Raw genomic sequence first — 23,422 nt, 5'->3', positions numbered from 1 at the left:
TGCCCTCGGCAAATCGCCTATGCTATACTAGGAGTACAGTTAATTCCAAGGAGGGGCAGTATGTCAACGATAGATCAGCAATTTGTAGAATACGTAGTAAAGGCGCTGGTTGGGCATCCAGAAGATGTCGTCGTCGAGCGTTTGATTGATGAAAAGGGAGTGTTGCTCACGCTGACGGTCAACCCAGAGGATCTCGGTCGGGTCATCGGCAAGCGTGGCGGTACGGCACAGAGCCTGCGGACGCTGCTCAGGGCGTTAGGGACGAAAAATGATGCGCGCTACAACCTGAAAATTGTCAATAACGACGGCTTTACGAGTGCTAAACAAACTACGACTGCCGCTTCAGACGATGATTCTGTGGACAACTCAACAGATGAAACTGTGGAAAATAGCTCTTCTTATGCAGAAAATGCTCGAAAAGAGCTTGCAGAACTGGATGATCTTGATATATAATCATAACTAGTTCAAGCACAGACGATATGCGAGAACAGCTCTATGCGAGCAATGGGTAACCATTGAGAGCCTTATTTGTGCTAAAAAACCGCCTAGCTAAAGGGCGGTTTTTTGGTGGTTTTTATGTGGGCGCGGTATAATGAAGGGTATGCGAAAATTTCAAGTCATTACCCTGTTTCCCGAAATGTTCTCTGGGGTGTTTGGAAATTCTATGATGTGGAAGGCGCAAAAAGATGGTATCGTTTCACTCGAGACAGTGAACTTGCGTGAATTTGGTCTGGGCCCGCGCCGCCAGGTGGATGATACGCCATATGGCGGCGGCGATGGGATGCTGCTGATGATTGAGCCGTTATGGCGGGCGGTGGAGTTTGCGAGGTCGCGAGATGAGAGCGCAAAGGTTGTCTTGATGAGCCCGCGCGGTCGACGCTGGCGGCAGACGATGGCGCGTGTGGCGGCGGATGATGGCCGGGGGCTTATCATTATCTGCGGGCGATATGAGGGTGTTGACGAGCGCATTATGGAATTGGTTGATGAGCAGTGGAGTATCGGTGATTTTGTGCTGACTGGCGGCGAGCTGCCGGCGATGACCATTATTGATTCGATCGTGCGGCTGCTGCCAGGTGTGCTGGGCGGTGAAACGTCAGCGGAGATTGAGAGTTTCTCAGACGGCGAAACACTAGAGTATCCACAGTACACTCGGCCAGAGGTATTTAATGGCTTGCGAGTACCGGAAGTCTTACTGAGTGGGCATCACGGCAAAATCGCTGAGTGGCGCAAACAGCAGTCGCAAAAAGCAACTGTTGATTAGGCGGATAGCAGCGACTCTTGTTCGTAGCCATTGACAGCAGGAGTCGCTAATGCCTTGGCTTTTGCGACGAACTCCTCGAGTTCAGCTAGCTGTTCGGGCGGCATATTTCTTGGATCGTCTCGACAGGCATGCCGCATGGCCGATACGGCTGTCTTACCGAGGCGGGTCTCTGATGCCTTTCGCTGAGCTCCAGAGCTGGTTTCTGCTATAAGGTCAAAGCTGGGCTGGGCATTGATAATTCGTAGTTCTAGGTCTCTAATCTGCTGTTCAATATAGTGATTGCGCTTCTTGGCGCCAAGGAGGTCTTCAACAATGGTATTCGCCACGATATGAAGGTGATTCTCGACATAGGTCTTACAGTCTTCCCCGTCCATGGTTTGCCCGAGCGAGAGCAACTTCTTATACAGCTCACCTCGTTTGCGCATTAGCGGCTCGAGTTTGACGAGAGTCGAGTAGGGGAGGATATCACCATGAGTGGTAGCAAGTTTTTGGATACTTTCCGGTAAGCGTTGAAACCGTAGCGCAGTACTAATAATGCCTTCACTAATCCCGGTCATCATAGACAGTCGCCTGTAGGTTGGTTGTGCCCCTTCTTTGTCTCGGAGGTAGATATATAGTTGCTCAATATATTTGGCAGTTTCAGTAGGTGACACTTTCTCGTGCGTATTCTCGCGCACTTGGGCAACGAGTGCCTCCTCGAAGGTAATGCCACGGCGAAGATTGACATTTACTAGGGTGCATTCCGGCGCAATGCCATGTTGGCTCAGTAGCTGCTCGATAGCGCGTTTACGACGATGCCCAGAGATTAGGATGACGTAGTTACCATCATCATCCGGTGTGAGATTATCGATTGACTGAGATCCTTTATGAAACGCAGCGTGTTCCTTGAGGTATTGCTCCGCCTCCTCTGGTGTGAGGCAGGCGGCTAGGAGAGGATTGTACATATCGAACCAAGTATTACCGTCTTCCTCGTGAACAATTGAAGTCGCTAGCTCAGTGATTGCCCCTGGATCATATGTTTTACGAATCTGCTCAATTTCATTAATGGCAGGTAATGGTACGGGTGCGGTATTTTTTGGACCAAACTCAACAAACCCTCTCGACTCACGATATTCTTTCATATTGTTACTATAGCACGTATACGCTATATATAGCGTTGTGATTTATCCAACAACGGAAAATACCGCTACATCTCCGTAACGGTATTTTGTTGTGGTGGATGTCGTAGAGCGAAAGAAACGTCAGTAGTGTTTGTTTTTGTATCGTTCGCTTGTTGTTACTGTACGTTTTTTTAATAAAAAAAGCAAGCGCTTTGGTAAATAATACAACAAGCTTGAGCTTTTTAAGGCGGGTCGGTATACTGTATCTATGAAGAAAACATCAACCCAACGACCAATATCAGTCGTACACATTGTACGGTTAATCATTGCCGGATATATTCTCGTCATCGTCTTGAGCCAGCTATTTTCGTTTGATAAGTTCCCAGCAATGCTCGCTGGATTGCCGAGCGTGATGGCGGCAGTGTGCGCCATTGTTCTCGTTGTCGCAGAGATTGGGGCATTGCCATTCCTGCTGGCCATGGATATATCGGCTAGATTGAGAAAGGTCAGTGCCATGATGGGCATCGTGGCGCTACTACTGTTGACGCTGCTAGAAAGCATGGCATTCTGTCACGGAGTATCAATGATATTTGGGGCGACGTTTGACCTACCGGGCGGTAGCTGGTCGCTCCTGTTCCTGGCCGGCGTGTGGATTTTGGCGATATGGGCAAGCGGTTTCGGCCAGGGTGGCGCGACAACCACGGTAAAATCTCAAGAAACATCAACTGACCATCAGGCTCATACCAAACCAAAGTGTAAGAAAAAAGATTGACAAAACGTCAATCCTTTTTCTTGGCTGGGGATGAGGGATTCGAACCCCCGAATGCCGGGACCAGAACCCGGTGCCTTACCACTTGGCGAATCCCCAATGCGTGTCTGATTATACTACGAACGGTAAAGTGGCGCAAGTCGGCAGGCCGAGCTCGGGGTTTGACGCTGACGCCCAGCAGGGTATAATGGAGCTTATGGATATCTCATGGATGGTGAAAATTATTGCCGACGGGCTGGTGATCCCGGTGGTGTTAATCGGGATGTATACGCTCATCCGACATGTGCCGCGAGGCCGGCGCTATCAGGTGTATATGCGAGTGCTGATGGCGGGATTGACGGCGTTTGTGGCGGCGAAAATTATCGGGTTGTTATATCAGCCATCAGGCCTCCGTCCGTTTGAGCTGGCGGGCGTGAGCGCCGGCGCCTCGTTTTTGGATAATCCGGGTTTCCCGTCCGATCACGCCCTGTTCACTATGGCCATCACGTTGGCGGTGTGGTTCGGCGCGAAGTGTCGAGGGTGGGCCGTGGCCTGTTTGGTGATGACGCTGCTGGTCAGTATAGGGCGGGTGGTGGCGCTGGTGCATACGCCGCTTGATGTGGCTGGGGGGCTCATTATCGCCTGGGCGGGTATATTCTGGTACATGCCATTGCGACGGGTGTCACGCACTGCAAAATAGGGTTGCGGTTTTATCAAATTACTGCTATAGTTGTATCTATTGTGAAGTGGTTTGAGAAAGTTTTTCACGAGGAAGAATCAGACTATATGTTTCCTGTGACGCCGGCGGTGTTCTGGCGAGTTGTCAGCAGCGGTATGATTGGCGGTGTCGTGACATGGCTGATCGCCCTGGCGCTCGATCGCTTTATCCTAAAGCAGATTATTTGCGGTCCGACGGCCGACCCATCAATGTGTACGAACAGTGCGCAAATCGGTGTCTACGTTGCGCTGGTATTGGTCAGCGTTATGCTCGTACCAATTATCGCCCTCAATCGAGTTCGGCGGCCGCTGCTCGTGGTACTCGCGGCGGTTGGTGCACTGTGGGGTGTTGGTGTCTCGACTGCTGAGGTGTGGTGGTTGTCGCTGATGGTAACAACCGTGGCGTTTGGCTTCGTATACGCAACCGCAATGTGGCTGAACCGTATTCGCGGCAACGCTGCAGCAATTTTATTTGTTGCTATATTCGTCCTGCTGGCGCGAGTTGTCTTGTCTCTGTAATCCCTGTACACTAAGAGTATGGAAATCATTATCATTATTCTCTTAGGTATTATCGTTATGGGGTTGGGTGCGATGCTATTTGTATTGCAGTCAAAGTTAAGTGAGCTAAAAAATCAGTCATCGGTCGAGCTCATCAAAACTGACGTGGTGGAGCTGGGGCGAACCATCGCCAAGCTGAATGAATCAGTCAGCGATAAACTTGAGCGCAGCAATGCTCAGGTGCAGACCTCGGTGCAAAAGCAGTTGTCGGAAAGTGCCAAGTTGGTGGCGGACGTGACGCAGCGGCTGGCCAAGCTAGACGAAACGAATAAGCGAGTGGTCGACGTGGCGACTGACCTGAAAACCCTGCAGAACGTCTTGCAAAATCCTAAACAGCGCGGCGTGTTTGGCGAATTTTATCTGGAAAGCGTACTAGATAACGTGCTGCCCGCCAAGCAGTTTCAGATGCAATATCGCTTCAAGGACGGCGAGATTGTTGATGCGGTTATCTTCCTGGACAAGGGGCAGATTTTGCCGGTGGATAGTAAGTTTAGCTTGGAAAATTATAACCGCATGATCAACGCCGAGACCAAAGCTGAGCGTGAGCTATGGCTAAACAAGGTGAAGGCTGACCTGAAAGGTCGCATTGACGAAACCAGCAAATACATTCGCCCGCGTGAGCATACCATGGACTTTGCCTTTATGTTTATACCTAGTGAGTCGCTGTATTATGACCTACTCATCAATAATGTTGGTGCGGGCGGTTCGAGCCGCGATTTGATCGAATACGCCTTTCGTGACAAGCGCGTGATCATCGTCAGTCCGACCAGCTTTTTGGCGTATTTACAGACGGTGCTGCAGGGTCTGAGGAGTCTACAAATTGAGGAGCAGGCCAAGGGCATCCAGGTGCGTGTTGGCCAGCTGGGTGTGCATATTAAAAAGTTTGATGAGCTGATGACCAAGATGGGCAAAAGTCTCAGTACGACTGTCGGGCATTATAATAATTCGTACAAGGAGCTGGACAAGATTGATAAAGACGTGGTGCGGATCTCTGGTGGTGATCACCAAACGCAGCCGGAATTAATCGATCGGCCGGCGCAGGAAGAATAATTGTCTCACCAAAAATCCCCGCCAAGCGGGCGGGGATACGGTAACTACCGAGGAAGAGAATTATTCTTCAACCTTATTGCGATAGCCAATCAGCAGGAACAAGTTACCGCCGAGTGCTGCTCCAACGAGGGTTGCGGCAATAACCTCGAGGCTGAGGCGGGTATACATTTTCTCTGTTTTCTGTGCTGGTGCTGAGGCGTTCTGTAGCTGCGAGTTAGTCTTTTCAGTGACCGCCAGAGCAACTGCTGGGTTCAGTGTTGCACCGCTGATATACACTTCGCGTGGGTAGGTGCGCTGGTCTTTTGATTGTTGAGTTTGCCGAGAAGCATTCGCCTGCTCCTGTTGGTACTTTTGGACAGCAGCATTTTGGGCGAGTGGTAGCAATGCACCGCTAACCACCAAGCCAAGTGTCAATGACATACCAATGACTACGGCCCTGCTGGTGTTCTTGAGATCAGTGCGTGACAGAGCAGCGCTCACCCCGAACATAAAGACCGCCATACCGACGAGCTCGACGGCAAAGATCGCCCACGAGAAAGTGGTAAATTGGTCAAAGTTAATGACGAAGCTACCTGATGAAATTGCTCCCATCAAGACAACGGCAGCCATTGCGCCAAGGAATTGTGCTGCCCAGTAGAACGGCACGAGTATAGCCCGAAGCTTACGCATCGTCCAGAGACCGAACGTCACGGCTGGGTTAATGTGCGCGCCGGAGATTGCACCAATACCGAGCACTAATACTACCAGTGCTAGACCAATGTAAAACGGTGTCATCATATATGCCGAGAACAAGGCGACTAGCGTCAAGATGAACGTACCAGCAACTTCGGCGAGTACGATGTTGACGAGGTTGCGCGGTAGCTTGGTATCTAATTTTTTGCGTGGTGAGCTAGTTCTGACGGGTTTAGCAGCAGTTGATTTGACCTCTGGTTTTTTCGTCTCAGCCTTGCTGGTGACACGCGTTACGGTTGTTTTCGATGTAGCAGCTGCAGCAGTCGTTTTCTTTGAACTGGATTTTGCAGTCGCGGCCTTTTTAGTAGTCTTCTTCGTGGCCATAGTCCCTCCTTACTGTACTATTACTATCATTATAACATATCTGGTATAATCGACATATGGGATTATTTGTAAATCAACAAGATAGTCGTAGTGAGCTCCAAGAACGCATTGCGGCGGAGCTGCGCGAGAAGGCCAAGGCGTCGGGCCTTCAGGAAAAAGCCAGTCTAGACGGCGTAGAGGATGTAAAATATTTGGAAGATACGAAGCAGACGACGACGCTGGCGCCGGCCTGGATTTTAATTATCATTATGGCAGCGGTGGTTGTCGGTATGTTTTTAATGCAGGGGCGATGACATGGAAAAGTTGGATGAAGTTCGAGCACTATTATTATCGCGCGTAACCGAAGTAGCTGAACCGCGCAGCGTGTTGCGGAGCGCAGAGCTGCGGGAACTATATGGCATTATTGCGACGTTACCAGCCGAGGAGCGCGGGGCGTTTGGTAAGAAAGTTAATGAACTGAAGCAGGAGTTGGAGCGGGCGATTACGGCTCGTGAAGATGAACTATCAAAAGTTGATTTGCCGCCAATTGACGTCACGGCGCCTATGGACGTCAATGCTCCCCGGCCTGAATTACTGCCGAGTGAGCGGGGTACGATTCACCCGCTGAGCGCCGAGATTGAGCGTATTTCTGACATTTTCAATCGCATGGGTTTCGTGACGGAAGAGTCGCGTGAGATTGACGATCAATTTCATATGTTTGAGAGCTTGAACTTTCCAAAGGGTCACCCGGCGCGTGATGATTACGATACCTTCATGACCGAAGAGACTGACGCTAACGGCGACCGTTTGATTGCGCCGGCGCACACCTCGACCATGCAAAACCGCGTGCTGAAAAAATATCATGGCAATTTGGAAAAAGGCGAGGCGATCGCTGCTATCGTGCCCGACCGGGTGTTTCGCAACGAAGACCTGGACGCGCGGCACGAGCACACGTTCTATCAAGTCGAGGGCGTGTATGTCGCCAAGGGAGTTAATGTCGGTAATCTCATCGCCACACTGCAGGAGTTTTTGCAGGAATATTACGGCAAGAAACTTGACGTGCGCGTCAATCCATTTTACTTCCCGTTCACCGAACCGAGCTTTGAATTTGCGCTAAGCTGTCCGTTTTGTGAAGGTAAGAATCCAGATTGTAAGGTTTGCTCGGGCGAAGGCTGGATTGAACTACTGGGCTGCGGTATGATCCATCCGAATGTGCTGAAAGCTGCTGACATCGATCCGAATGAATACACCGGTTTTGCCTTTGGCTGCGGCATCGACCGCCTGGTGATGATGAAATACGGCATCGAGGACGTGCGGCATTTCGAGAGTGGTAAGTTGGATTTTTTGGAGCAGTTTTAATTCACCGTTAGGTTCATCGGAGAGCTGTGATGATCAAGCGCAACGTCTTTCTCTACAACATCACCAATCGTGACGATGAGGGATACGGCAGCTACCCATTTGAGGATGTTCTCCGTGATTTGATGAATCTCGAAGAAGACGATAGGAATTGGCAGTATAATCCAAATGACGACGAGTCGTTTATGCGGCTCTTGCAGTTTGACAAGCTACATAAAACCAGTGAACTATCCAAATGCTATGCTGGCATCATTGCCGTGTACGGGTCAAACGTGATTACCATAGGCAGGGACGATGATGATCTCGTCAGGCGCTATCCGTTGCCTGATGGGCAGCTGCCGGTGCAGGTAGTGCATTTCCTGTACTATGCTGACAAGGGAATTATGGCGTTAGAATATAACCGAAATGTTGCCACAAATGTAAAGATTTTAGCATATATTAATAATCAAGTAGTAAAACTTTCGCTCTCCGAAAAGACGGCATTTATCGGGACAGTAGTTTGTCATCCAGATGCCATCGAGCTAATCAGGCGGGCGCATCGTATAAAATCCGCGAAGATATTTGTTACTCGCGAAGCTATAGAACACAATAATAAAATCAGCCAGCTAGCGAAAAGTTTATTCTCCGCGCCCTCGATCGACAATCGTACCGATACGCTCGGCACCGTCGTTATCGATTTTCGGCCAAGTAGAGGTAAGTTTCTGTCTCCTGGCGCGTACATTGATCACTATATGAAGGAATTTCCGGGCGTCGAAAAGCAGGTCTACGAAGTTGAAATTGAAGAGGGCATGGAAGTAACGTCGGTAAATATCATGCAGCCGCAGTTCAAGAATACTATCGAATTGCCAGACAGCAGCATCGAAGATAGAGAAGAGTATGATAATCAGGTTTTTGGTAAAATCCACGAGGTATATAAAGCAGCCACCAATGTCATAACGGGAGCGAACAATGCGGACTAGACGATGGAGTTCCATTGGGCTAGTGCTGATCACACTGGCGTTATTTTTTGGGGTGTCATTCGGCATGCAAGAGATTGTGAAGATGGTGAGGCCTGATATCATGAAGGTTAACCCGTGGGATATATTTGAGGGTATAATAACTATCCCATCATATATCGTTATTGTGTTATTAGTGTTGTTGCCGTCAGATGCTCGATATAACCTGAGGCTGTCAATATTTCAGCGCTCCAGTTACGTGCGTGAAATTATCGTCTCCGGACTCTTGATCATTCTCGTGATGGCCGTAGTGGGATTTGTGGCGTACGACCCGACAGGCAGCCCGACCCGCAATCCTTGGAATGATTTTAATTGGGGTAATTATCTAAGCGTGATTGTTTGGGGAATTATTATATTTTTGTATAATGTACTGCTGCGATTGGGTGGCGGGGCGAGGCGTAGATCTGATAAAAGCTTGGTATGATAATGGCGTGTTCCTTGTAATTATTACATTAGGTGATATAATATAAGCTATGAGTGAGCATATTTCAACTAGTAGCGATAAAGCTGCGCTGGATAAAAATCCTAACCATGAGTCGATATCTCATCAAATTCGTGAGGTTTTTGGTAAGTATAACCCCATGTACTTAAAGGAGCGAGCAGTATTAGATACACTGTGTGAGTCGGCACAAGGTATTATGTTGCCGCCTAATTTCTTTGATAGGATAAAAGACCCTGATAATGACGGAAGCTTGCATGCCCTAGGAAAAGAGGCAAGGCGAATGTGTGATTCTGCGGAAGTGGCGGATTTTACCGACTATAGGAGCGGTTTTGCTGATCATTGCCATGAATATGGTGCGAGCCTTGCTGATATCATGAAGTATACACTAACATTAGCTCACTGTGCGCCAGAAACCGTGAAGTATCTTGATGTATATTGGAGTGATCTATTCGAAAAATCAAATTGGCCCACTCGTAAAACAACCGAGGAGCTTCGTGGTGACTGTCGCACATGGTTCGGAGAGCATGAACAGGAAGTGGCGACACTACTGCATGCGCCATTGACAAAAATAGTTGCTGATGCTGAAATACTTGATAAGTATGGTACGGATATTTTGGTGAATGGTACTGACAGGATGGTTAATAGACTACTGGGTGATGTCGAGGGGAGTATCGAGAGCTTACCATTTAGCGAAGCATGTCGCAATGATCTACTTAAAAAGGTGAAAGATGAGATCCTAGCGACTCTGAACGACGAGGATAATCGTAATATTTGGCTTGACGCGCTGGAAGACGGGTTGTGGAGTGAGATTAGATGGGGTGAGCAGGGCGGTGGCCTTTTATTGGAATATGATGATGGGTATAGCTACGAAGACGTCATTTCGTGGCTTAAAAAGAGGCGGAAGGTGTTACCTGGGGACTGGGAAGATGGTGAAGATTTCAAGCAGCACATCATGAGGCTTGAGCAGTGCGGTGAAGCGGTAGAAACTCTTGATGGCATTGCTAATGCCCGGCTCGAGGAACTTGGTATCAGACTGAGCGAGCCTGATCGTCGGCTGCCAAAAAGATCATGGGAGTTTCCCGAGGGTTCGCCTAGACAGAAGATGGCTAAAGATTATGAAGAGAGGTTTGACACCGTCAATTCACCAGAGGAGCTACGTCACGTAGTTGAGAATATCGACCCAGCATATAGCGAATATGTAAGAGAGCGGTTTGCTGATACGGTGAGAGCAGCGAGCGACCCGCAGGTGATAATTGACCGGTTACTTAATGAGGATCGGTACGATATCCGGACGAGAATTAATCCTTTGTGGATGCTGCGTAACACTCTTCAGATCTTATTACCACGGGAGTCGGATGATCTTGTACAAGAGTTTGGTATTGAGCGGGAAGTGGAGAAGTTGCGACGACACAATGATGATGTCTATAGTCAACTTGGCGAAGAGGAGTACCAGCGATTATCAGATGACAGCTTGGCGGCTGAGATTGCGTGCAGGATAATTGACGATATGTGTGGTGACGATCATGAGCTGTATGATGCGATAATGGTGCGCGTGGCAGCCCATACGTATGAACAAATTCATAAGAAGCAGGGGGTTCCTGCGCGTAGTATGCTGGATCGCTTTGCGGTATTTATTAACCATACCAATAAGATCAAATTCCCTATAGACTTGCCTGATGGTGAGGCGGTTTTGCGGGCAATATCCCCAGATGAGACTACCTTTAGTCGTTGTATGCAGATCTAATTTTACCGATTTAGCATAAGTTTGATATAATGGACGCATGAACCATACAATTTTCGACGACATTGTATCAGGCACCGTAAAATCATGGAAGGTTTGGGAGGACGAGCAGTTCCTGGCGTTTCTCACGCCGTTTCCAAATACCCCGGGGGTGACAGTGGTCATTCCAAAGCGCAACCCGGGCGATTATATTTTTGCGATTGACGAGACGCTGTATCTCGAGTTTATGCGAGCAGTGCGCCAGGTGGCGCGGCTGCTGGAGCGCGCGTTTGATACACCGCGGGTAGCGCTGGTATTCGAGGGGACGGGCGTGGCGCATGTGCACGCCAAGCTGTATCCGCTACATGGTGACTTGGCAGGGCGGACTGATGTCTGGGCAGAGAACGCAGAGTTTCACGAGAGCTATCGTGGTTGGCTGACGACGACCGAGGGGCCAAAGATGGATGAGGCCGAACTAGACCGGATTCAGGCGCAGATCATTGCTGCTCAAGGGTAATATTTTAACTTTAACCAACGGGGCGAACTATGAAGTGGCTCGGAGTTGTCGGTACACGTGAAGTAAATGACACGATTCGCCGCGATATTGAGCAGTTTGTCGGGCAAAAGATTGCTGAAGGCGGCGGGATTGTGTCGGGTGGCGCGACTGGTGCTGATCACGAAGCGGCGCGGCTGGCGTATGAATGTGGCCTGGAGGCGGCACGGTTTCGGATATTTTTGCCAGTGGAGCTGGAGCTGTATTGCCAAGCATTGTATGATCGTGCAGCTGTCGGCAAATGTCGCCAGGATGATGCGATTGCGACGATCGCTCTTTTGCGAGACATCGCCAAACATCGGCCAGGAGTACTGCACGATGCTACTGATTTTAATGGAGTTAATGCTGATTCATTTCATGCGCGTAATTGTCAAATTGTTGACTTGGCGGACGAACTGGTGGCGTTTCGGGTCAACGATAGCTCTGGCACGACGTTTACGATTGACCAAGCTCAGGAAAAAGATATTCCTGTCAAGGTGTTTGACTACACCGTTGATTAGAATGATATACTGGTATATATGAAAGTCAGCCTAAACATTATCAAACAATTGATTAATTTTGAATTGCCGCCGGTAGATGAGTTGGTGTCGCGGGTCAATCAGCAGCTTGGTGGCGTCGAAGAAGTGATCGACCTCAACGCTAAATATGGCGGCGCACGAATCGTCCGGGTGGTTGAATGCGTCAAGCATCCTGATGCTGACCGGCTGAGTGTGACCAAGATTGATGATGGCGGTGTGGTAGCGGATGTGCCGCGCGATGAGAGCGGTCTGGTACAAGTGGTCTGCGGCGCGCCAAATGTGCATGCGGATATGTGGGCGATTTGGCTGCCGCCAAAAAGCACGGTGCCGGCAAGCTTTGACGACGACGAGCCGTTTGTGCTAGATGCGCGGCCACTGCACGGCGTGCTGAGTCAGGGTATGTTGGCGGCGGCCGACGAGCTGGCGATTGGTACGGATCACGAGGGAATTGTTGAGATTTATGAACACGACGTGCCGGTGGGCGTTGAACTTACGGCAGGTGCGAGTTTCGCGGAAACGTTTGGTTTGGACGACTACGTGCTGGACATTGAGAATAAGATGTTTACTCACCGGCCGGATTGCTTTGGGCAGCTCGGCGTGGCACGCGAGATTGCCGGGATTTTTCACCAGCAGTTTACCAGCCCCGAGTGGTACAATGTGATTCAAGAATTTGCTGGCGGCGACGGTCTTGAGCTCGAGATCTTCAATGAGGCGACTGAAGTAGTGCCGGTGTTTTCAGCGGTAGCCATCAAAAATATTGAGGTGCAGCCAAGTCCGCTGTGGTTGCAATGCCAGTTGGTGGCGATGGGTGGCAGGCCAATTAACAACATTGTCGATGCCACGAATTACATAATGCTCATGACGGCGCAGCCAACGCACGCCTATGATTATGACAAATTGCGCGGGTCTACACTCGGGGCGCGGCTGGCTCGTGACGGCGAGAAAGTCAGTCTGCTCAATGGCAAGGAATATGAGCTGAAGAATGACGATATCGTCATTGCTGACGGCGAGGGCGTGATTGGTTTGGCGGGAATTATGGGTGGTGCCGACACTGAGGTTTCAAATGACACCAAAAATATTGTCCTAGAATGTGCTAATTTTGATATGTATGCGCTGCGCCGCACGGCCATGCGCCACGGCATTTTTACCGATGCGTTGACGCGGTTTAATAAGGGTCAGTCACCGGCACAAACCGACCCGGTACTCAAGCGACTCATGGGTATGACTGGCGGTGAACAAGCTAGTCCCGTGCTGTTTAAGAATCATCAGTCTCTGCGGTCTGTGTTGGCTGATAGTATGCATTGGTGCGGTGGCCTGTTGGTGCCGAGTGGATTTGTTGAAGAGCGGCTCGGCGTAAATTTTACCGATGGTGAAATGAACACGCTGCTAGGAAACGTTGAGTTTTTCGTTGATGAAGGGCGCGAGTATAGTGAGGACGGCATGATGGTCTACAGCCCGTTTTGGCGCACCGATATTGAGCTACCTGAGGATATCGTTGAGGAGGTTGGCCGGCTGTATGGCTTTGATAAATTGCCGCGTCAATTGCCAATGCGCAGCATCAAATCAGCGCCGAAAAACCTGCGCCGAGAATTGAAAAACGCCGTTCGCCGTAGTCTGTCGCGTGCTGGTGCCAACGAAGTCTTGACCTACAGTTTTGTTCACGAACGCATCCTGAAAAACGCCGAGCAAGACATCAGCCAGGCATACAAATTATCAAACGCCCTCAGTCCTGATTTGCAATATTATCGCCTGACGGTATTGCCGAGTTTGCTCGACAAAGTTCACACCAACATCAAGGCCGGGCACGATGAGTTCGCTTTGTTTGAAATGGGCAAGGGTCACAGCAAAATGCATGGTTTGGGTGAAGATGGCCTGCCAGAAGCCAGTCAGTTCACGGATATTGTCTACGCTGCCAAAAAGCCGGGAGCGGGTGCACCATTTTACACGATTCGCCGCCTGGTTGAGCAGTTGGCTCATGACCTTGGCGCTGAGTTGGTATTCAAGCCAATTGAAGAGGAGCTCAATTTCCCAGTTACGGCACCGTTTGACCAGTCGCGCAGTGCACTGGTCGAGACGACTGACGGGCAGTTTATCGGCATGGTCGGTGAACTGAAGCAGTCGGTCATCAAGAATTTCAAATTGCCGGCGTACGTGGCAGCGGCGAGCTTGGATACGGCTGGCTTGGAGGCTGTCTACGCCAAGCGTGACAGTCATTATCAGCCACTCAGCCGCTATCCTTCAACGACGCGCGATATCTCGCTCAAAGTGCCATCCGCTGTCAAGTATCAGCAGCTACTACAGACGCTGGACGAGGTTGTACGGGACGTTGATATGGCGGTGCGAATTGAGCCACTCACTATTTATCAGTCTGAGGAGGATGTGGCGCAGAAAACGATAACATGGCGGCTGACGTTTACTTCACTCGCACGGACATTGGCGGATAAGGATATCGCGCCGGTGATGCAGCAGATTGAGCGGGTGGCCAAAGACGCGTGGGGCGCTGAAATAGTCTGATGAAGCCGCTGATCCACATGCTCCGATATGCGCGCGGCATGGGCAGATACTACATCGGAGTTAGTGTCAGCTCGGTTGTCGTGGCGCTGACCGGCATCGCAGTACCGTTCGTGATTTCGCGGGCGACCAACTTGATGGTTGAGGTGGTTGAGGGCGGTAATGTAGGAATTGAGCAGGCAATTTTCCTGGCGCTGGTGCTACTGGCGCTTGACGTGACGAATACGATTGTGCGAAACCTTGGCGGTTACTGGGGCGACGTGATGGCCACGCGGCTCAAACAGCAGCTGTCGACGCGGTACTATCATCACTTGCTTGGCTTGCCGCAAAGTTATTTTGATGGCGAGCTGACCGGGACGATTATCAATCGCCTCAACCGGGCGATTACCGAAACGACGAATTTCCTGAACATGTTTGCCAACAACTTTTTCCAGATGCTGCTGACGACGGGTATTACCATCGGCATCGTTCTGATGTACAGTCTGGAGCTGGCGATCATGGTGGTCATCATGTACCCGCTGTTTATGTGGCTGACGGCGCTGACCAGCAAGAAGTGGCAGGCCTTTCAGAACCGTAAAAATCACGAGACAGATATGGCCAGCGGCCGGTTCGCCGAAGTCATTGCTCAGATCAAAGTTGTCAAAAGCTACGTCCGCGAGTCGCTCGAATATCGTCATTTTGCCAAGCGTTACCGCAAAACAATTGCCATTACGCGCAAGCAATCGCGCTACTGGCACAGCATGGACATTGTGCGCGGCGTGGTGCTGTCGGTCATTTTCTTCATGATTTTTGCCTACATTTTTGTGCAGACGACCGAGCGGCGCTTTTCGATCGGCGATATGGTGCTATTGATCACACTGATTAATAATTTGCGGATGCCGCTATTTAATATGAGTTTCATCGTTGATAATTTCCAGAAAGCTCTGGCCGGGAGTAGGGATTTCGTTGGTGTGATGACGCTGCGCCCGGCGATCGAAGATAACCGTCACGCGCCGGAATTAGTGGTGAGCCGCGGGGCGGTCGAATTTCGCAATGTCTCGTTTCGCTACGCCTCTGCCATGCAAAAACCAGTGTTGACCGATATCTCGTTTACGCTTCGTCCCGGTGAGCATGTCGCTCTCGTCAGCGAGTCGGGCGGCGGCAAGACCACTTTAACGAACTTGCTGATGCGCCTGTATCAGCCAGACAGTGGTGAGATTATGATTGATGATGTGGCAATTGATGTGGTGCAGCAAAAGAGCTTGCGTCGCCACATTGCCACGGTGTTTCAGGAGCCAGCGCTCTTTTCCGGCACAATTCGTGAAAATATCGCCTATGGCGCCGACGAGCCGACGGATGAGCAAGTGATTGCCGCCGCCAAGGCCGCCAACGCGCACGACTTCATCAGTGAGCTTGACAAAGGGTACGACACGCAAATTGGCGAGCGCGGCCTCAAGCTGTCCGGCGGTCAAAAGCAGCGCATTGCCATCGCGCGGGCGGTACTCAAGGATGCGCCAATTCTCATTCTCGACGAGGCAACGAGCAATCTCGACAGCAAGAGCGAGCATCTAGTGCAGCAGGCGCTGGAGCGGTTGATGAAGGGGCGGACGACGCTGATTATCGCTCACCGGCTAAGTACTATTGCCACAGTAGATCGAATTGTGACGCTAAAAGATGGCCGGGTCGACGAGATCGGTACGCCGAAACAGCTGGCGAAATCGGGCGGCATTTATGCTGATTTGCTCAAGCTACAGCGGACAGCCGGTGTGGGGATTGACGATGAGCTGGCACGCTACGACATTGCGGTTGAGGGGAAACATTGATATAATTTCAAGGTAAGATAAAGGAGGATTATGGCGACGAAGAGGGGACAGCGACTCGGTATATGGATCATCACGGGGACATTAGCGATTGGGACAATTGGCGGGTTCATCGCCATGATGGTGCAGCCAGGCAATGACGCCAAAGATCAGGCCGAGCTGAAGCAGGCGCAAGAAGATTATAAAAAAGCAACCACGGAGTGGCAAAAGAAAGTTGACGCTCAGACGGCGGAATTGAACAGTAAATATCACGGCAAGTTTTCGGGGTTTAGTACGCGAGTCAGCGCCTTTGAGGCTGCTGGCGTGAAGGAGCTAGGCAAAGAAGATTTGGTCGTGGGTGACGGCGCGGAGGTCAAAGATGACACCAAATTTGCGGTTTACTACATCGGTTGGAATGCCAAGGGTGAGATTTTTGATCAGTCAATCAACAGCGGTAAATTGAAAGCGCCGTTTGCGGTAAACGGCCCAGCACATACGTCGGTGATTCAGGGCTGGAAAGAGGGGCTGATTGGTATGAAGGTTGGCGGTGTGCGCGAACTGACGATTCCAGCTGACAAAGCTTATGGCGATAAAGGCCAGGGCGATAAAATTCCTGCCAATGCGCCACTTAAATTTGTGGTAATGGCTATCGAGAAACCGGCGGAGATTCCACGGCCGGAGATGCCAGAAGTTATCAAGCGATATTATAGATCAAGGGGGTTGAATGTCTAAGGAGGTTATCATTGTCGGCGCTGGCCCAAGTGCGCTGACGGCCGCAATTTACCTATCGCGCGAAGACGTGCCGACAACACTATACGAACGCGGCGTGGTTGGCGGTATGGCGGCCATCACTGATCAAATCGATAATTATCCAGGGTTTGCCGAGGGTGTGACCGGTATGAAATTGGCGTCCGAGCTGCAGCAGCAGGCTGAGCGATTCGGTGCGGAGATCGAGTACGGCGACGTGACGGCCCTGAAGCAAGTTGACGGCGAATTGGAATTGACGGTCGATAGTCAGCCGGTGCGCGCCAAAGCGGTGCTGCTGGCGACCGGCTCAAATCACCGCAAGCTGGGCGTGCCGGGTGAAGATGAATTGTACGGCCGCGGCGTACACTACTGTGCGACGTGCGACGGTGCATTTTACCGCGACAAGTGCTTGATCGTCGTTGGCGGCGGCAACTCGGCGGTGCAGGAAGCGATATTTTTGACTCGTTACGCCAGCCACGTTGACCTATTGGTGCGCAGTAAATTACGCGCCAGCGATGTCTTGCAGAGGGAGCTGCAAAAATATGTTGATGCAGGCAAAATAACCGTCCACCTTGGCGCGACAACCGATGAAATTATTGTGAAGGACGACAAATTCTACGGCGTCAAATCAACCCAAGACGGCGAGCAAAAAGAATTTACTGCAGATGGATTGTTCGTCTTTATCGGCCTCATTCCGAACACGCAGTTCTTGAAGGAGTCAGATGTTGAGCTGGACCTCGGAGGACACATCGTCACTGACGAACACTTGCGTACCAATGTCCCCGGTGTCTTTGCCTCGGGCGATGTCCGTTCGGGTGCAACCATGCAAATCGCTTCGGCGGTCGGTGAGGGCGCAGTGGCGGCACTGCAAATTCGTGAATATTTACAAGAAAAAGCCAGAGAGGAGTAGTATATGGCAGATTTTAACCAAGTATTAACACCGGGAAACTATCAGGACGGCGAAATCACCGTTGTCGTGGAGATTCCGGCTGGGTCAAATCATAAAATTGAATGGGATCGAAAAGTTGGCGTCATGCGGCTAGATCGGGTTGATCCGGCGATTTTTGCCAAGCCGACTAATTATGGTTTTATTCCACAAACGCTGGACGAGGATGGCGACGAGCTGGATGTGCTATTGGTCACGGACACGCCGCTGACGACTGGGCTGGTAGTCGAGGCGCGAATCCTCGGCGTGATGAAGTTTGTTGATGACGATGAGGTTGATGATAAAATTATCGCCGTGCCAAGCGACGATCGTCATACTGGAAACGCCATTCAGTCACTGGAAAATTTGCCAGCGCAGCTGATTAAGCAAATTGAATTCCATTTTAATCACTACAAGGATCTGAAAAAGCCAGGCTCGACCATTGTCAAAGAATTTGCTGGCGTTGATGCTGCCAAGCAGGTTGTAGCGGCGGCGATTGAGCGCTGGAACGAGCAGGCGTAATACTACTATCTTGCAAAGCAAAGCGATATCGCATCTTGCAAGAATCGGGTATGCGTATTTGTTACAGCGTGACCGTCAGTCTCTCCGACAAGTCGATAGTTCTGCAGACGGCGTTGCCGGATGCATTCGACTTGGAGGAGACGGCTGGAAAACGAACCGCAGCAGCCGCTCCACCGTCCGCCGCCAGAGTACACTCTTCGCTCAAATCTCCACTGGAGATTTCTCGCGAGCGTTCGGCTGAAACGTCCGCTCCTCGCGAACGTTTCACAGTCTCTGGCGGAGGAGGTGTCGCGGCTGCCACAGTCTCTGGGATGAGGTGTGAGTGTTTTGCTTACCGTCGAAACAGCGATGAAACGCCGTCGGTTAATCCGGTCAAATGTGCTAGTACGCCGCCGCTTTTTGACAGTTGCATACGCAGTTTGGTTTTGGCGTGCGGCGTGATGACCATGTCGCGCCAGGCTGGCTTGGGCTTGGCAGATTTGCTGGTCAAAACTTCAACGACGTCGCCGTGCTGCAATTCGTAGGTAAATGGCTTCATGACGCCATTGACCTTAAAGCCGCTGGCGTGCGCTGCGATGTCGGAATGGATACGGTACGCGTAATCCAGCGGGAAGGCGCCGCGCGGCAAGTCATAAATATCGCCTTTGGGTGAATAGACGAAGATTCGATCCTCAAATAGCTTCATGCGGAATTTCTCTGAGTCAAATGATTTACCCTCGCGTGCCCGAGCCGCCGTCTCCTGTAGGTCACGAATCCACGCTAAATCTGTCGGCAGTGCAGCAATTCGCCCCTGTCGGTAGGCGTCAGACATCTTTTGCTCGTTATAATGAAAGCTCGCCGCCAAACCGCGCTCGGCGTATTCGTGCATGTCTCGGGTGCGGATCTGGAACTCAACGATTTGCCCGGTCGGCGTTTGTATCGTCGTATGTAGGCTTTGATAGCCATTTGGCTTAGGGTTGGCGACATAGTCTTTGATACGTTCGTAAAACGGCTGGTACATCTCATGCAGCACGCCCAGTACCAGATAGCCGGTCGCTAAATCATCGACGATGATGCGCAGGGCGATCAGGTCGTAAATCTTATCAATATCGCCAACGCGGTCGAGCTTCTTGAACAAGCTATATACGCTTTTCACTCGGCCGTCCATCTCAAATTGCAGACTCTCACTCTGGAGGCGCGCCGTAACGTCGCGGCGGACTTTGGCGAGTTTGCGCTGGCTTTTCTTTAGGCGGCTGTCCATCAGGCTCTTGGTGCGCTGAAAATCCTTGGGCATCAAAAATCGGAAACTGAGCTCTTCTAGCTGCACGCGCACCCGCCCCATATTGAGTCGGTCTGCTAATGGTGCAAACACTTCAATTGTCTCGCGGGCGATTTTCTTCTGCTTGTCGCGCGGCATATATTGAAGCGTGCGCATATTGTGCAGCCGATCCGCCAGCTTGATAATAATCACTCGGATATCCTCTCCGACCGCGATCATCAGTTTGGCGAGGTTATCTTTGGTGTGCGGCAAATAACTATCAAGGCTGCGCATACCAGCGCGCGCCTGTGAAACCTTGGTTACGCCATCAACCAGAAAGGCAATGTCGCGGCCAAACAAACTTTCTAATTCATCCAGTGTCGCATCGGTATCCTCGACCGTATCATGCAGCACGCCAGCGATCACCGTGTCGATATCCATGCCCCATTCCACTAAAATCCCAGCCACCGCCAGCGGGTGCGTGATGTAGGGTTCGCCGCTCTTGCGTTTTTGCCCGGCATATTTTTTGGTAGCGTAATCAATAGCGCTATCTAACACCAGTACCGGCACTTCATCGTACTGCGGTGTTGCTAGGTGTAGTAATTCCTCGCGCGTCATAGTTTCATTATACAACTTTGTAGTATAATTAGTAAAAAGCTAATGCTACTCGGGAGGGATACTTGTATGGCGATAACGAAAATAGCGATTAATGGTTTTGGACGGATCGGGCGCAGTGCCTTTAAGATCGCACGTGAGCGCAGCGATCTGGAGATCGTGGCGATCAATGATTTGACGGACACGAAGACACTGGCGTACCTATTAAAACACGATAGCAATTACGGGGAATATGGCCGCCAAGTTGATTTTACAGAAAACGAACTGGTTGTTGACGGGAAACCTGTCAAGGTGCTGGCCGAAAAAGATCCAACGAACTTGCCGTGGGGCAAGATGGGTGTTGACGTGGTGATCGAATCGACCGGATTCTTTACAGATAAAGATGGCGCGGGCAAGCACCTGACTGCCGGCGCTAAGCGTGTGGTCATCAGTGGGCCGACCAAATCCGACGGCGTCGATACTATTGTGCTCGGCACCAATGACAGCAAGATCAAGGACGCGACGCCGATAGTTTCTAATGCCAGCTGTACCACCAATAGCTTAGGTGCAGTGATGGCGATTCTGGATGCGGAATTTGGCGTGGAAAAATCAATGCTGACGACGGTGCATAGCTATACCGCCAGCCAGCGCCTGCAGGACGCACCGGCTAAGGATCTGCGCGAGGGTCGCAACGCGGCCGAGAACATCGTGCCGACAACGACAGGTGCGGCCATCGCCGTGACCAAAACCCTGCCGCAGCTAACCGGCAAGTTCGACGGCCTGAGTGTACGCGTACCGACGCCGGTGGTGTCGCTCAGTGACGTGACGGCCTTGCTGCGGCGTGACGTGACGGTCGAGCAGGTAAATGAGGCATTCAAGAAAGCCGCCGCCGATAGTTTCTATCAAGGGATTTTGGGTGTCAGTGAAGAGCCGCTGGTCAGCCGCGACTTTATCGGTAATTCACATTCTGGCATCGTTGACCTGCCGCTGACCAAGGTCGTTGGTGGCAATATGGTGAAAATCATGGTCTGGTACGATAACGAGTGGGGGTATTCTAATCGTCTGGTCGAGCTGGTAGCGGACGTTGGCCACTACCTCCAGCAGCCAGCAATGTCATAAGTTCTATCTATAAAATAAGTTCAGTGATGTGAGTGGGGCGGGAGACGTAGCAACGTCAATCCCGCCCCGCACCTCTCAGTAGTTACCTCCTTTCCGTCGGGGAAGGTGGACGAAATCGTCCACCAAGAAAACGACACTCAGAATCAGAAGGCCCGCGGTGACCGCGAGCCCGACGTACCCCACCCATTCGGGCAAGGTAGCGAGCGGCCTGTACAGCCACAGCAAGGATGAGTCCTTGCTGAGGTACTGGACAGTACCTCTTGCAGTCCAGAAGAGTGCCGTTAGACCCAGGGTTGTGAACATGATCCCGTTGGTCAACGCCAGACTATCATTTTCAGAAGTCAAAACGAGAATCCCCCCGAGAACAATGATCACGCCGATGATGATAGTCAGCCCTTCAAGCACAGTGCTTTCCTTTCCACTTTTTGAGGTGCGGCCGTTCCGCGCCTCAAGCCACCGTAGGTATCCGACCCAGGGCAGCGAAGCGCAGTTGACAAAACTTACGGTAAGTTGTCAAAAGGCTGATATATATATCACTATTAGTAGAAAATGTCAATGCTTTTTGTCAAGATTGTGGATGGCTATGAGTCACTACCTCTGTTAGATGCTTATACTCGTTCGCAGGCTGACATGGGCGAATGAGATGGCTGAGCTTGACGCTGCCTGGCTGAGTATGCTACACTACTAGCATATCCGGCCAATCAGGTCGGAGTTTTTCGTCTCTTGGGCGTTTGCAATGAAACGTAGTATAATAATATAGCGTAAAGGAGCTAATATGGAAGATTTGAATATTAAGCAGTTGACATTGGCGGTGCGCACAATTGCCGAGGAAAAGAACCTGCCAGAAGAAACGGTTTTGGAGGTGATCGAGCAGGCTATCGCGGCGGCGTGGCGGCGTGATAACGGCACGCGCGAGCAGTTGGTGCGCGCCAGCCTGAATATCAATAGCGGCACGGCTGTGGTGTCGGTCGTCAAAACCGTGGTTGAAGAAGTCGAAAATGACGTCAACCAAATGAGCCTGGACGAAGCTAAAACTGTTGACCCGGCAGCTGAGCTGGGTAGCGAAGTGACGGTCGAGACCCACAACGTGACGACGTTTGGTCGTGTGGCAGCCCAGACCGCCAAACAGGTGATCTTGCAGCGGCTGCGCGAGGCAGAGCGTGAGGTGGTGTTGGCAGAATTTGAGGATAAAATTGGCACGGTGGTGACCGGTACAATTCAGCGAGTTGAGCCGCGCGTGGTGCGCATTGAGCTAGGTAAGGCCGTCGGTATCATGCCGCAGTCCGAGCAAATTCCTGGCGAGTACTACGGCGTTGGTCGCCGCGTCAAGGTATATATCAAGGACATCGAGCGCGAGGGACGTGGTCCGCAGTTGATTTTGAGCCGCGGTAATGAAGAATTTGTGCGGTTCTTGTTCAGCCAGGAAGTGCCAGAGATGGAAACGGGCGCCGTGGAGATCAAAGCCATTGCCCGCGAGGCGGGTCGCCGTACTAAGATAGCGGTAGCATCGGCGCTGCCAGGTGTTGATCCAGTCGGTACGTTCGTCGGCGGTCACGGTACGCGTGTTCAGGCAGTGATGAACGAAATCGGCGAGCAGGAAAAAATTGACATCATTCCATTTGAGGAAGATGCGGCTGGCTTCATCGCGAATGCCATGAGTCCAGCAGAGGTGCTCAGTGTGACGGTCAATGAAGATGAAAAGCGAGCAACGGTCTATGCCAGCGAGGATCAGCAGTCAGTGGCCATCGGCCGGGCTGGGCAGAATGTTCGCTTGGCAAGCCGGCTGACTGGCTATGAACTGGATATTGAGGCGAAAGCGGCTGCTAAGCCTGAAGCAAAACCTCGCAAGAACATTGAGGATAGTTTAATGAGCGTGGTTGAGGAGGTGGCGGAATAGGCTGCCTCGTGAGAATCGCCGAAAACGAAAGGAGGGCGA

24 protein-coding genes and 1 tRNA gene are annotated in these 23,422 nt (G+C 51.2%); 20 read left to right on the top strand and 5 right to left on the bottom strand.

Annotated elements, in window-relative coordinates:
- The first annotated feature begins 60 nt into the window (after window positions 1-60).
- Both FBF24_02910 and trmD read left to right on the top strand, forming a co-directional pair.
- Window positions 61-453, top strand: a complete 393-nt coding sequence (locus FBF24_02910; GenBank protein ID QCT40826.1) for a KH domain-containing protein — start codon at window positions 61-63, stop codon at window positions 451-453.
- A 136-nt stretch (window positions 454-589) separates the two neighbouring features.
- Window positions 590-1,261 (top strand): tRNA (guanosine(37)-N1)-methyltransferase TrmD, encoded by a 672-nt coding sequence (gene trmD, locus FBF24_02905; protein ID QCT40825.1) that lies wholly within the window; start codon window positions 590-592, stop codon window positions 1,259-1,261.
- Here the strand turns inward: trmD and FBF24_02900 are convergent.
- Window positions 1,258-2,382: a hypothetical protein gene (locus tag FBF24_02900; protein ID QCT40824.1), complete on the bottom strand. Its 1,125-nt coding sequence runs from the start codon at window positions 2,380-2,382 to the stop codon at window positions 1,258-1,260. The two genes, trmD and FBF24_02900, sit on opposite strands and share 4 nt — an antisense overlap.
- A 247-nt stretch (window positions 2,383-2,629) precedes the next feature.
- Between FBF24_02900 and FBF24_02895 the strand changes: the two genes are divergently transcribed.
- Window positions 2,630-3,133, top strand: coding sequence for a hypothetical protein (locus FBF24_02895; protein QCT40823.1), 504 nt, complete (start codon window positions 2,630-2,632; stop codon window positions 3,131-3,133).
- 21 nt (window positions 3,134-3,154) lie between these two features.
- Here the strand turns inward: FBF24_02895 and FBF24_02890 are convergent.
- A tRNA-Gln gene (locus FBF24_02890) sits at window positions 3,155-3,229 on the bottom strand.
- 4 nt (window positions 3,230-3,233) lie between these two features.
- Between FBF24_02890 and FBF24_02885 the strand changes: the two genes are divergently transcribed.
- The 3 genes from FBF24_02885 to FBF24_02875 are packed head-to-tail and all read left to right on the top strand — an operon-like array spanning window position 3,234 to window position 5,434.
- Window positions 3,234-3,809, top strand: coding sequence for a phosphatase PAP2 family protein (locus tag FBF24_02885; protein ID QCT40822.1), 576 nt, complete (start codon window positions 3,234-3,236; stop codon window positions 3,807-3,809).
- Window positions 3,810-3,850: 41 nt separating this feature from the next.
- A complete protein-coding gene (locus FBF24_02880; GenBank protein QCT40821.1) occupies window positions 3,851-4,345 on the top strand; it encodes a hypothetical protein in 495 nt (164 codons plus the stop codon).
- 18 nt (window positions 4,346-4,363) lie between these two features.
- Window positions 4,364-5,434: a DNA recombination protein RmuC gene (locus FBF24_02875; GenBank protein ID QCT40820.1), complete on the top strand. Its 1,071-nt coding sequence runs from the start codon at window positions 4,364-4,366 to the stop codon at window positions 5,432-5,434.
- Between the two features lie 60 nt (window positions 5,435-5,494).
- Here FBF24_02875 and FBF24_02870 read toward each other — a convergent pair whose 3' ends face one another.
- The gene (locus FBF24_02870) at window positions 5,495-6,490 is read right to left on the bottom strand and encodes a hypothetical protein (protein QCT40819.1); all 996 of its coding nucleotides are present in this window, start codon (window positions 6,488-6,490) and stop codon (window positions 5,495-5,497) included.
- Window positions 6,491-6,546: 56 nt separating this feature from the next.
- On the opposite strand from FBF24_02870, the gene FBF24_02865 reads away from it, so the two are divergent.
- The 12 genes from FBF24_02865 to FBF24_02810 are packed head-to-tail and all read left to right on the top strand — an operon-like array spanning window position 6,547 to window position 18,536.
- Entirely contained in the window at window positions 6,547-6,783 is a 237-nt protein-coding gene (locus tag FBF24_02865) for a hypothetical protein (protein QCT40818.1), read from the top strand.
- Between the two features lies 1 nt (window position 6,784).
- Entirely contained in the window at window positions 6,785-7,828 is a 1,044-nt protein-coding gene (gene pheS, locus FBF24_02860) for a phenylalanine--tRNA ligase subunit alpha (GenBank protein QCT40817.1), read from the top strand.
- Between the two features lie 29 nt (window positions 7,829-7,857).
- Window positions 7,858-8,784, top strand: coding sequence for a hypothetical protein (locus FBF24_02855; GenBank protein QCT40816.1), 927 nt, complete (start codon window positions 7,858-7,860; stop codon window positions 8,782-8,784).
- A complete protein-coding gene (locus FBF24_02850) occupies window positions 8,774-9,244 on the top strand; it encodes a hypothetical protein (protein ID QCT40815.1) in 471 nt (156 codons plus the stop codon). Before FBF24_02855 ends, FBF24_02850 begins: the two co-directional genes overlap by 11 nt.
- A gap of 49 nt (window positions 9,245-9,293) precedes the next feature.
- Window positions 9,294-11,006 (top strand): hypothetical protein, encoded by a 1,713-nt coding sequence (locus FBF24_02845; protein QCT40814.1) that lies wholly within the window; start codon window positions 9,294-9,296, stop codon window positions 11,004-11,006.
- 37 nt (window positions 11,007-11,043) lie between these two features.
- Window positions 11,044-11,499: an HIT family protein gene (locus FBF24_02840; protein ID QCT40813.1), complete on the top strand. Its 456-nt coding sequence runs from the start codon at window positions 11,044-11,046 to the stop codon at window positions 11,497-11,499.
- A 29-nt stretch (window positions 11,500-11,528) separates the two neighbouring features.
- Window positions 11,529-12,035 (top strand): hypothetical protein, encoded by a 507-nt coding sequence (locus FBF24_02835; GenBank protein ID QCT40812.1) that lies wholly within the window; start codon window positions 11,529-11,531, stop codon window positions 12,033-12,035.
- A gap of 18 nt (window positions 12,036-12,053) precedes the next feature.
- Window positions 12,054-14,567 (top strand): phenylalanine--tRNA ligase subunit beta, encoded by a 2,514-nt coding sequence (gene pheT, locus FBF24_02830; protein ID QCT40811.1) that lies wholly within the window; start codon window positions 12,054-12,056, stop codon window positions 14,565-14,567.
- Entirely contained in the window at window positions 14,567-16,366 is a 1,800-nt protein-coding gene (locus FBF24_02825; protein QCT40810.1) for an ABC transporter ATP-binding protein, read from the top strand. Before pheT ends, FBF24_02825 begins: the two co-directional genes overlap by 1 nt.
- A 30-nt stretch (window positions 16,367-16,396) precedes the next feature.
- Complete coding sequence (locus tag FBF24_02820) at window positions 16,397-17,074, top strand: hypothetical protein (GenBank protein ID QCT40809.1); 678 nt, start codon at window positions 16,397-16,399, stop codon at window positions 17,072-17,074.
- Window positions 17,067-17,999, top strand: a complete 933-nt coding sequence (locus FBF24_02815) for a thioredoxin reductase (protein ID QCT40808.1) — start codon at window positions 17,067-17,069, stop codon at window positions 17,997-17,999. The genes FBF24_02820 and FBF24_02815 overlap by 8 nt, the downstream gene beginning before the upstream one ends.
- Window positions 18,000-18,002: 3 nt before the next feature.
- Entirely contained in the window at window positions 18,003-18,536 is a 534-nt protein-coding gene (locus FBF24_02810) for an inorganic diphosphatase (protein ID QCT40807.1), read from the top strand.
- A 331-nt stretch (window positions 18,537-18,867) separates the two neighbouring features.
- Here FBF24_02810 and FBF24_02805 read toward each other — a convergent pair whose 3' ends face one another.
- Window positions 18,868-20,391 carry a bifunctional (p)ppGpp synthetase/guanosine-3',5'-bis(diphosphate) 3'-pyrophosphohydrolase gene (locus FBF24_02805; protein QCT40806.1) on the bottom strand — a complete coding sequence of 508 codons (1,524 nt, stop codon included), beginning with the start codon at window positions 20,389-20,391 and terminating at the stop codon, window positions 18,868-18,870.
- 66 nt (window positions 20,392-20,457) lie between these two features.
- Between FBF24_02805 and gap the strand changes: the two genes are divergently transcribed.
- A complete protein-coding gene (gene gap, locus FBF24_02800; GenBank protein QCT40805.1) occupies window positions 20,458-21,486 on the top strand; it encodes a type I glyceraldehyde-3-phosphate dehydrogenase in 1,029 nt (342 codons plus the stop codon).
- Window positions 21,487-21,561: 75 nt separating this feature from the next.
- Here gap and FBF24_02795 read toward each other — a convergent pair whose 3' ends face one another.
- On the bottom strand, window positions 21,562-21,891 hold the full coding sequence (locus tag FBF24_02795) for a hypothetical protein (GenBank protein QCT40804.1): 330 nt from the start codon (window positions 21,889-21,891) through the stop codon (window positions 21,562-21,564).
- Window positions 21,892-22,261: 370 nt separating this feature from the next.
- Here FBF24_02795 and nusA point away from each other — a divergent pair, with 370 nt between their 5' ends.
- Entirely contained in the window at window positions 22,262-23,383 is a 1,122-nt protein-coding gene (nusA, locus tag FBF24_02790) for a transcription termination/antitermination protein NusA (protein QCT40803.1), read from the top strand.
- Window positions 23,384-23,422: the final 39 nt, after the last annotated feature.

It is taken from the genome of Candidatus Saccharibacteria bacterium oral taxon 488 (assembly GCA_005697215.1).
GTDB lineage: Bacteria > Patescibacteriota > Saccharimonadia > Saccharimonadales > Saccharimonadaceae > Nanosynbacter.
This window is presented reverse-complemented; position numbering and strand designations above follow the sequence as displayed.

Coding starts and splice junctions, on each gene's coding strand:
- FBF24_02910 (QCT40826.1), top strand. CDS start 61: ATGTCAACGATAGATCAGCAATTTGTAGAATACGTAGTAAAGGCGCTG.
- FBF24_02900 (QCT40824.1), bottom strand. CDS start 2,382: ATGAAAGAATATCGTGAGTCGAGAGGGTTTGTTGAGTTTGGTCCAAAA.
- FBF24_02895 (QCT40823.1), top strand. CDS start 2,630: ATGAAGAAAACATCAACCCAACGACCAATATCAGTCGTACACATTGTA.
- FBF24_02875 (QCT40820.1), top strand. CDS start 4,364: ATGGAAATCATTATCATTATTCTCTTAGGTATTATCGTTATGGGGTTG.
- FBF24_02870 (QCT40819.1), bottom strand. CDS start 6,490: ATGGCCACGAAGAAGACTACTAAAAAGGCCGCGACTGCAAAATCCAGT.
- FBF24_02865 (QCT40818.1), top strand. CDS start 6,547: ATGGGATTATTTGTAAATCAACAAGATAGTCGTAGTGAGCTCCAAGAA.
- pheS (QCT40817.1), top strand. CDS start 6,785: ATGGAAAAGTTGGATGAAGTTCGAGCACTATTATTATCGCGCGTAACC.
- FBF24_02855 (QCT40816.1), top strand. CDS start 7,858: ATGATCAAGCGCAACGTCTTTCTCTACAACATCACCAATCGTGACGAT.
- FBF24_02850 (QCT40815.1), top strand. CDS start 8,774: ATGCGGACTAGACGATGGAGTTCCATTGGGCTAGTGCTGATCACACTG.
- FBF24_02845 (QCT40814.1), top strand. CDS start 9,294: ATGAGTGAGCATATTTCAACTAGTAGCGATAAAGCTGCGCTGGATAAA.
- FBF24_02840 (QCT40813.1), top strand. CDS start 11,044: ATGAACCATACAATTTTCGACGACATTGTATCAGGCACCGTAAAATCA.
- FBF24_02835 (QCT40812.1), top strand. CDS start 11,529: ATGAAGTGGCTCGGAGTTGTCGGTACACGTGAAGTAAATGACACGATT.
- pheT (QCT40811.1), top strand. CDS start 12,054: ATGAAAGTCAGCCTAAACATTATCAAACAATTGATTAATTTTGAATTG.
- FBF24_02825 (QCT40810.1), top strand. CDS start 14,567: ATGAAGCCGCTGATCCACATGCTCCGATATGCGCGCGGCATGGGCAGA.
- FBF24_02820 (QCT40809.1), top strand. CDS start 16,397: ATGGCGACGAAGAGGGGACAGCGACTCGGTATATGGATCATCACGGGG.
- FBF24_02815 (QCT40808.1), top strand. CDS start 17,067: ATGTCTAAGGAGGTTATCATTGTCGGCGCTGGCCCAAGTGCGCTGACG.
- FBF24_02810 (QCT40807.1), top strand. CDS start 18,003: ATGGCAGATTTTAACCAAGTATTAACACCGGGAAACTATCAGGACGGC.
- FBF24_02805 (QCT40806.1), bottom strand. CDS start 20,391: ATGACGCGCGAGGAATTACTACACCTAGCAACACCGCAGTACGATGAA.
- gap (QCT40805.1), top strand. CDS start 20,458: ATGGCGATAACGAAAATAGCGATTAATGGTTTTGGACGGATCGGGCGC.
- nusA (QCT40803.1), top strand. CDS start 22,262: ATGGAAGATTTGAATATTAAGCAGTTGACATTGGCGGTGCGCACAATT.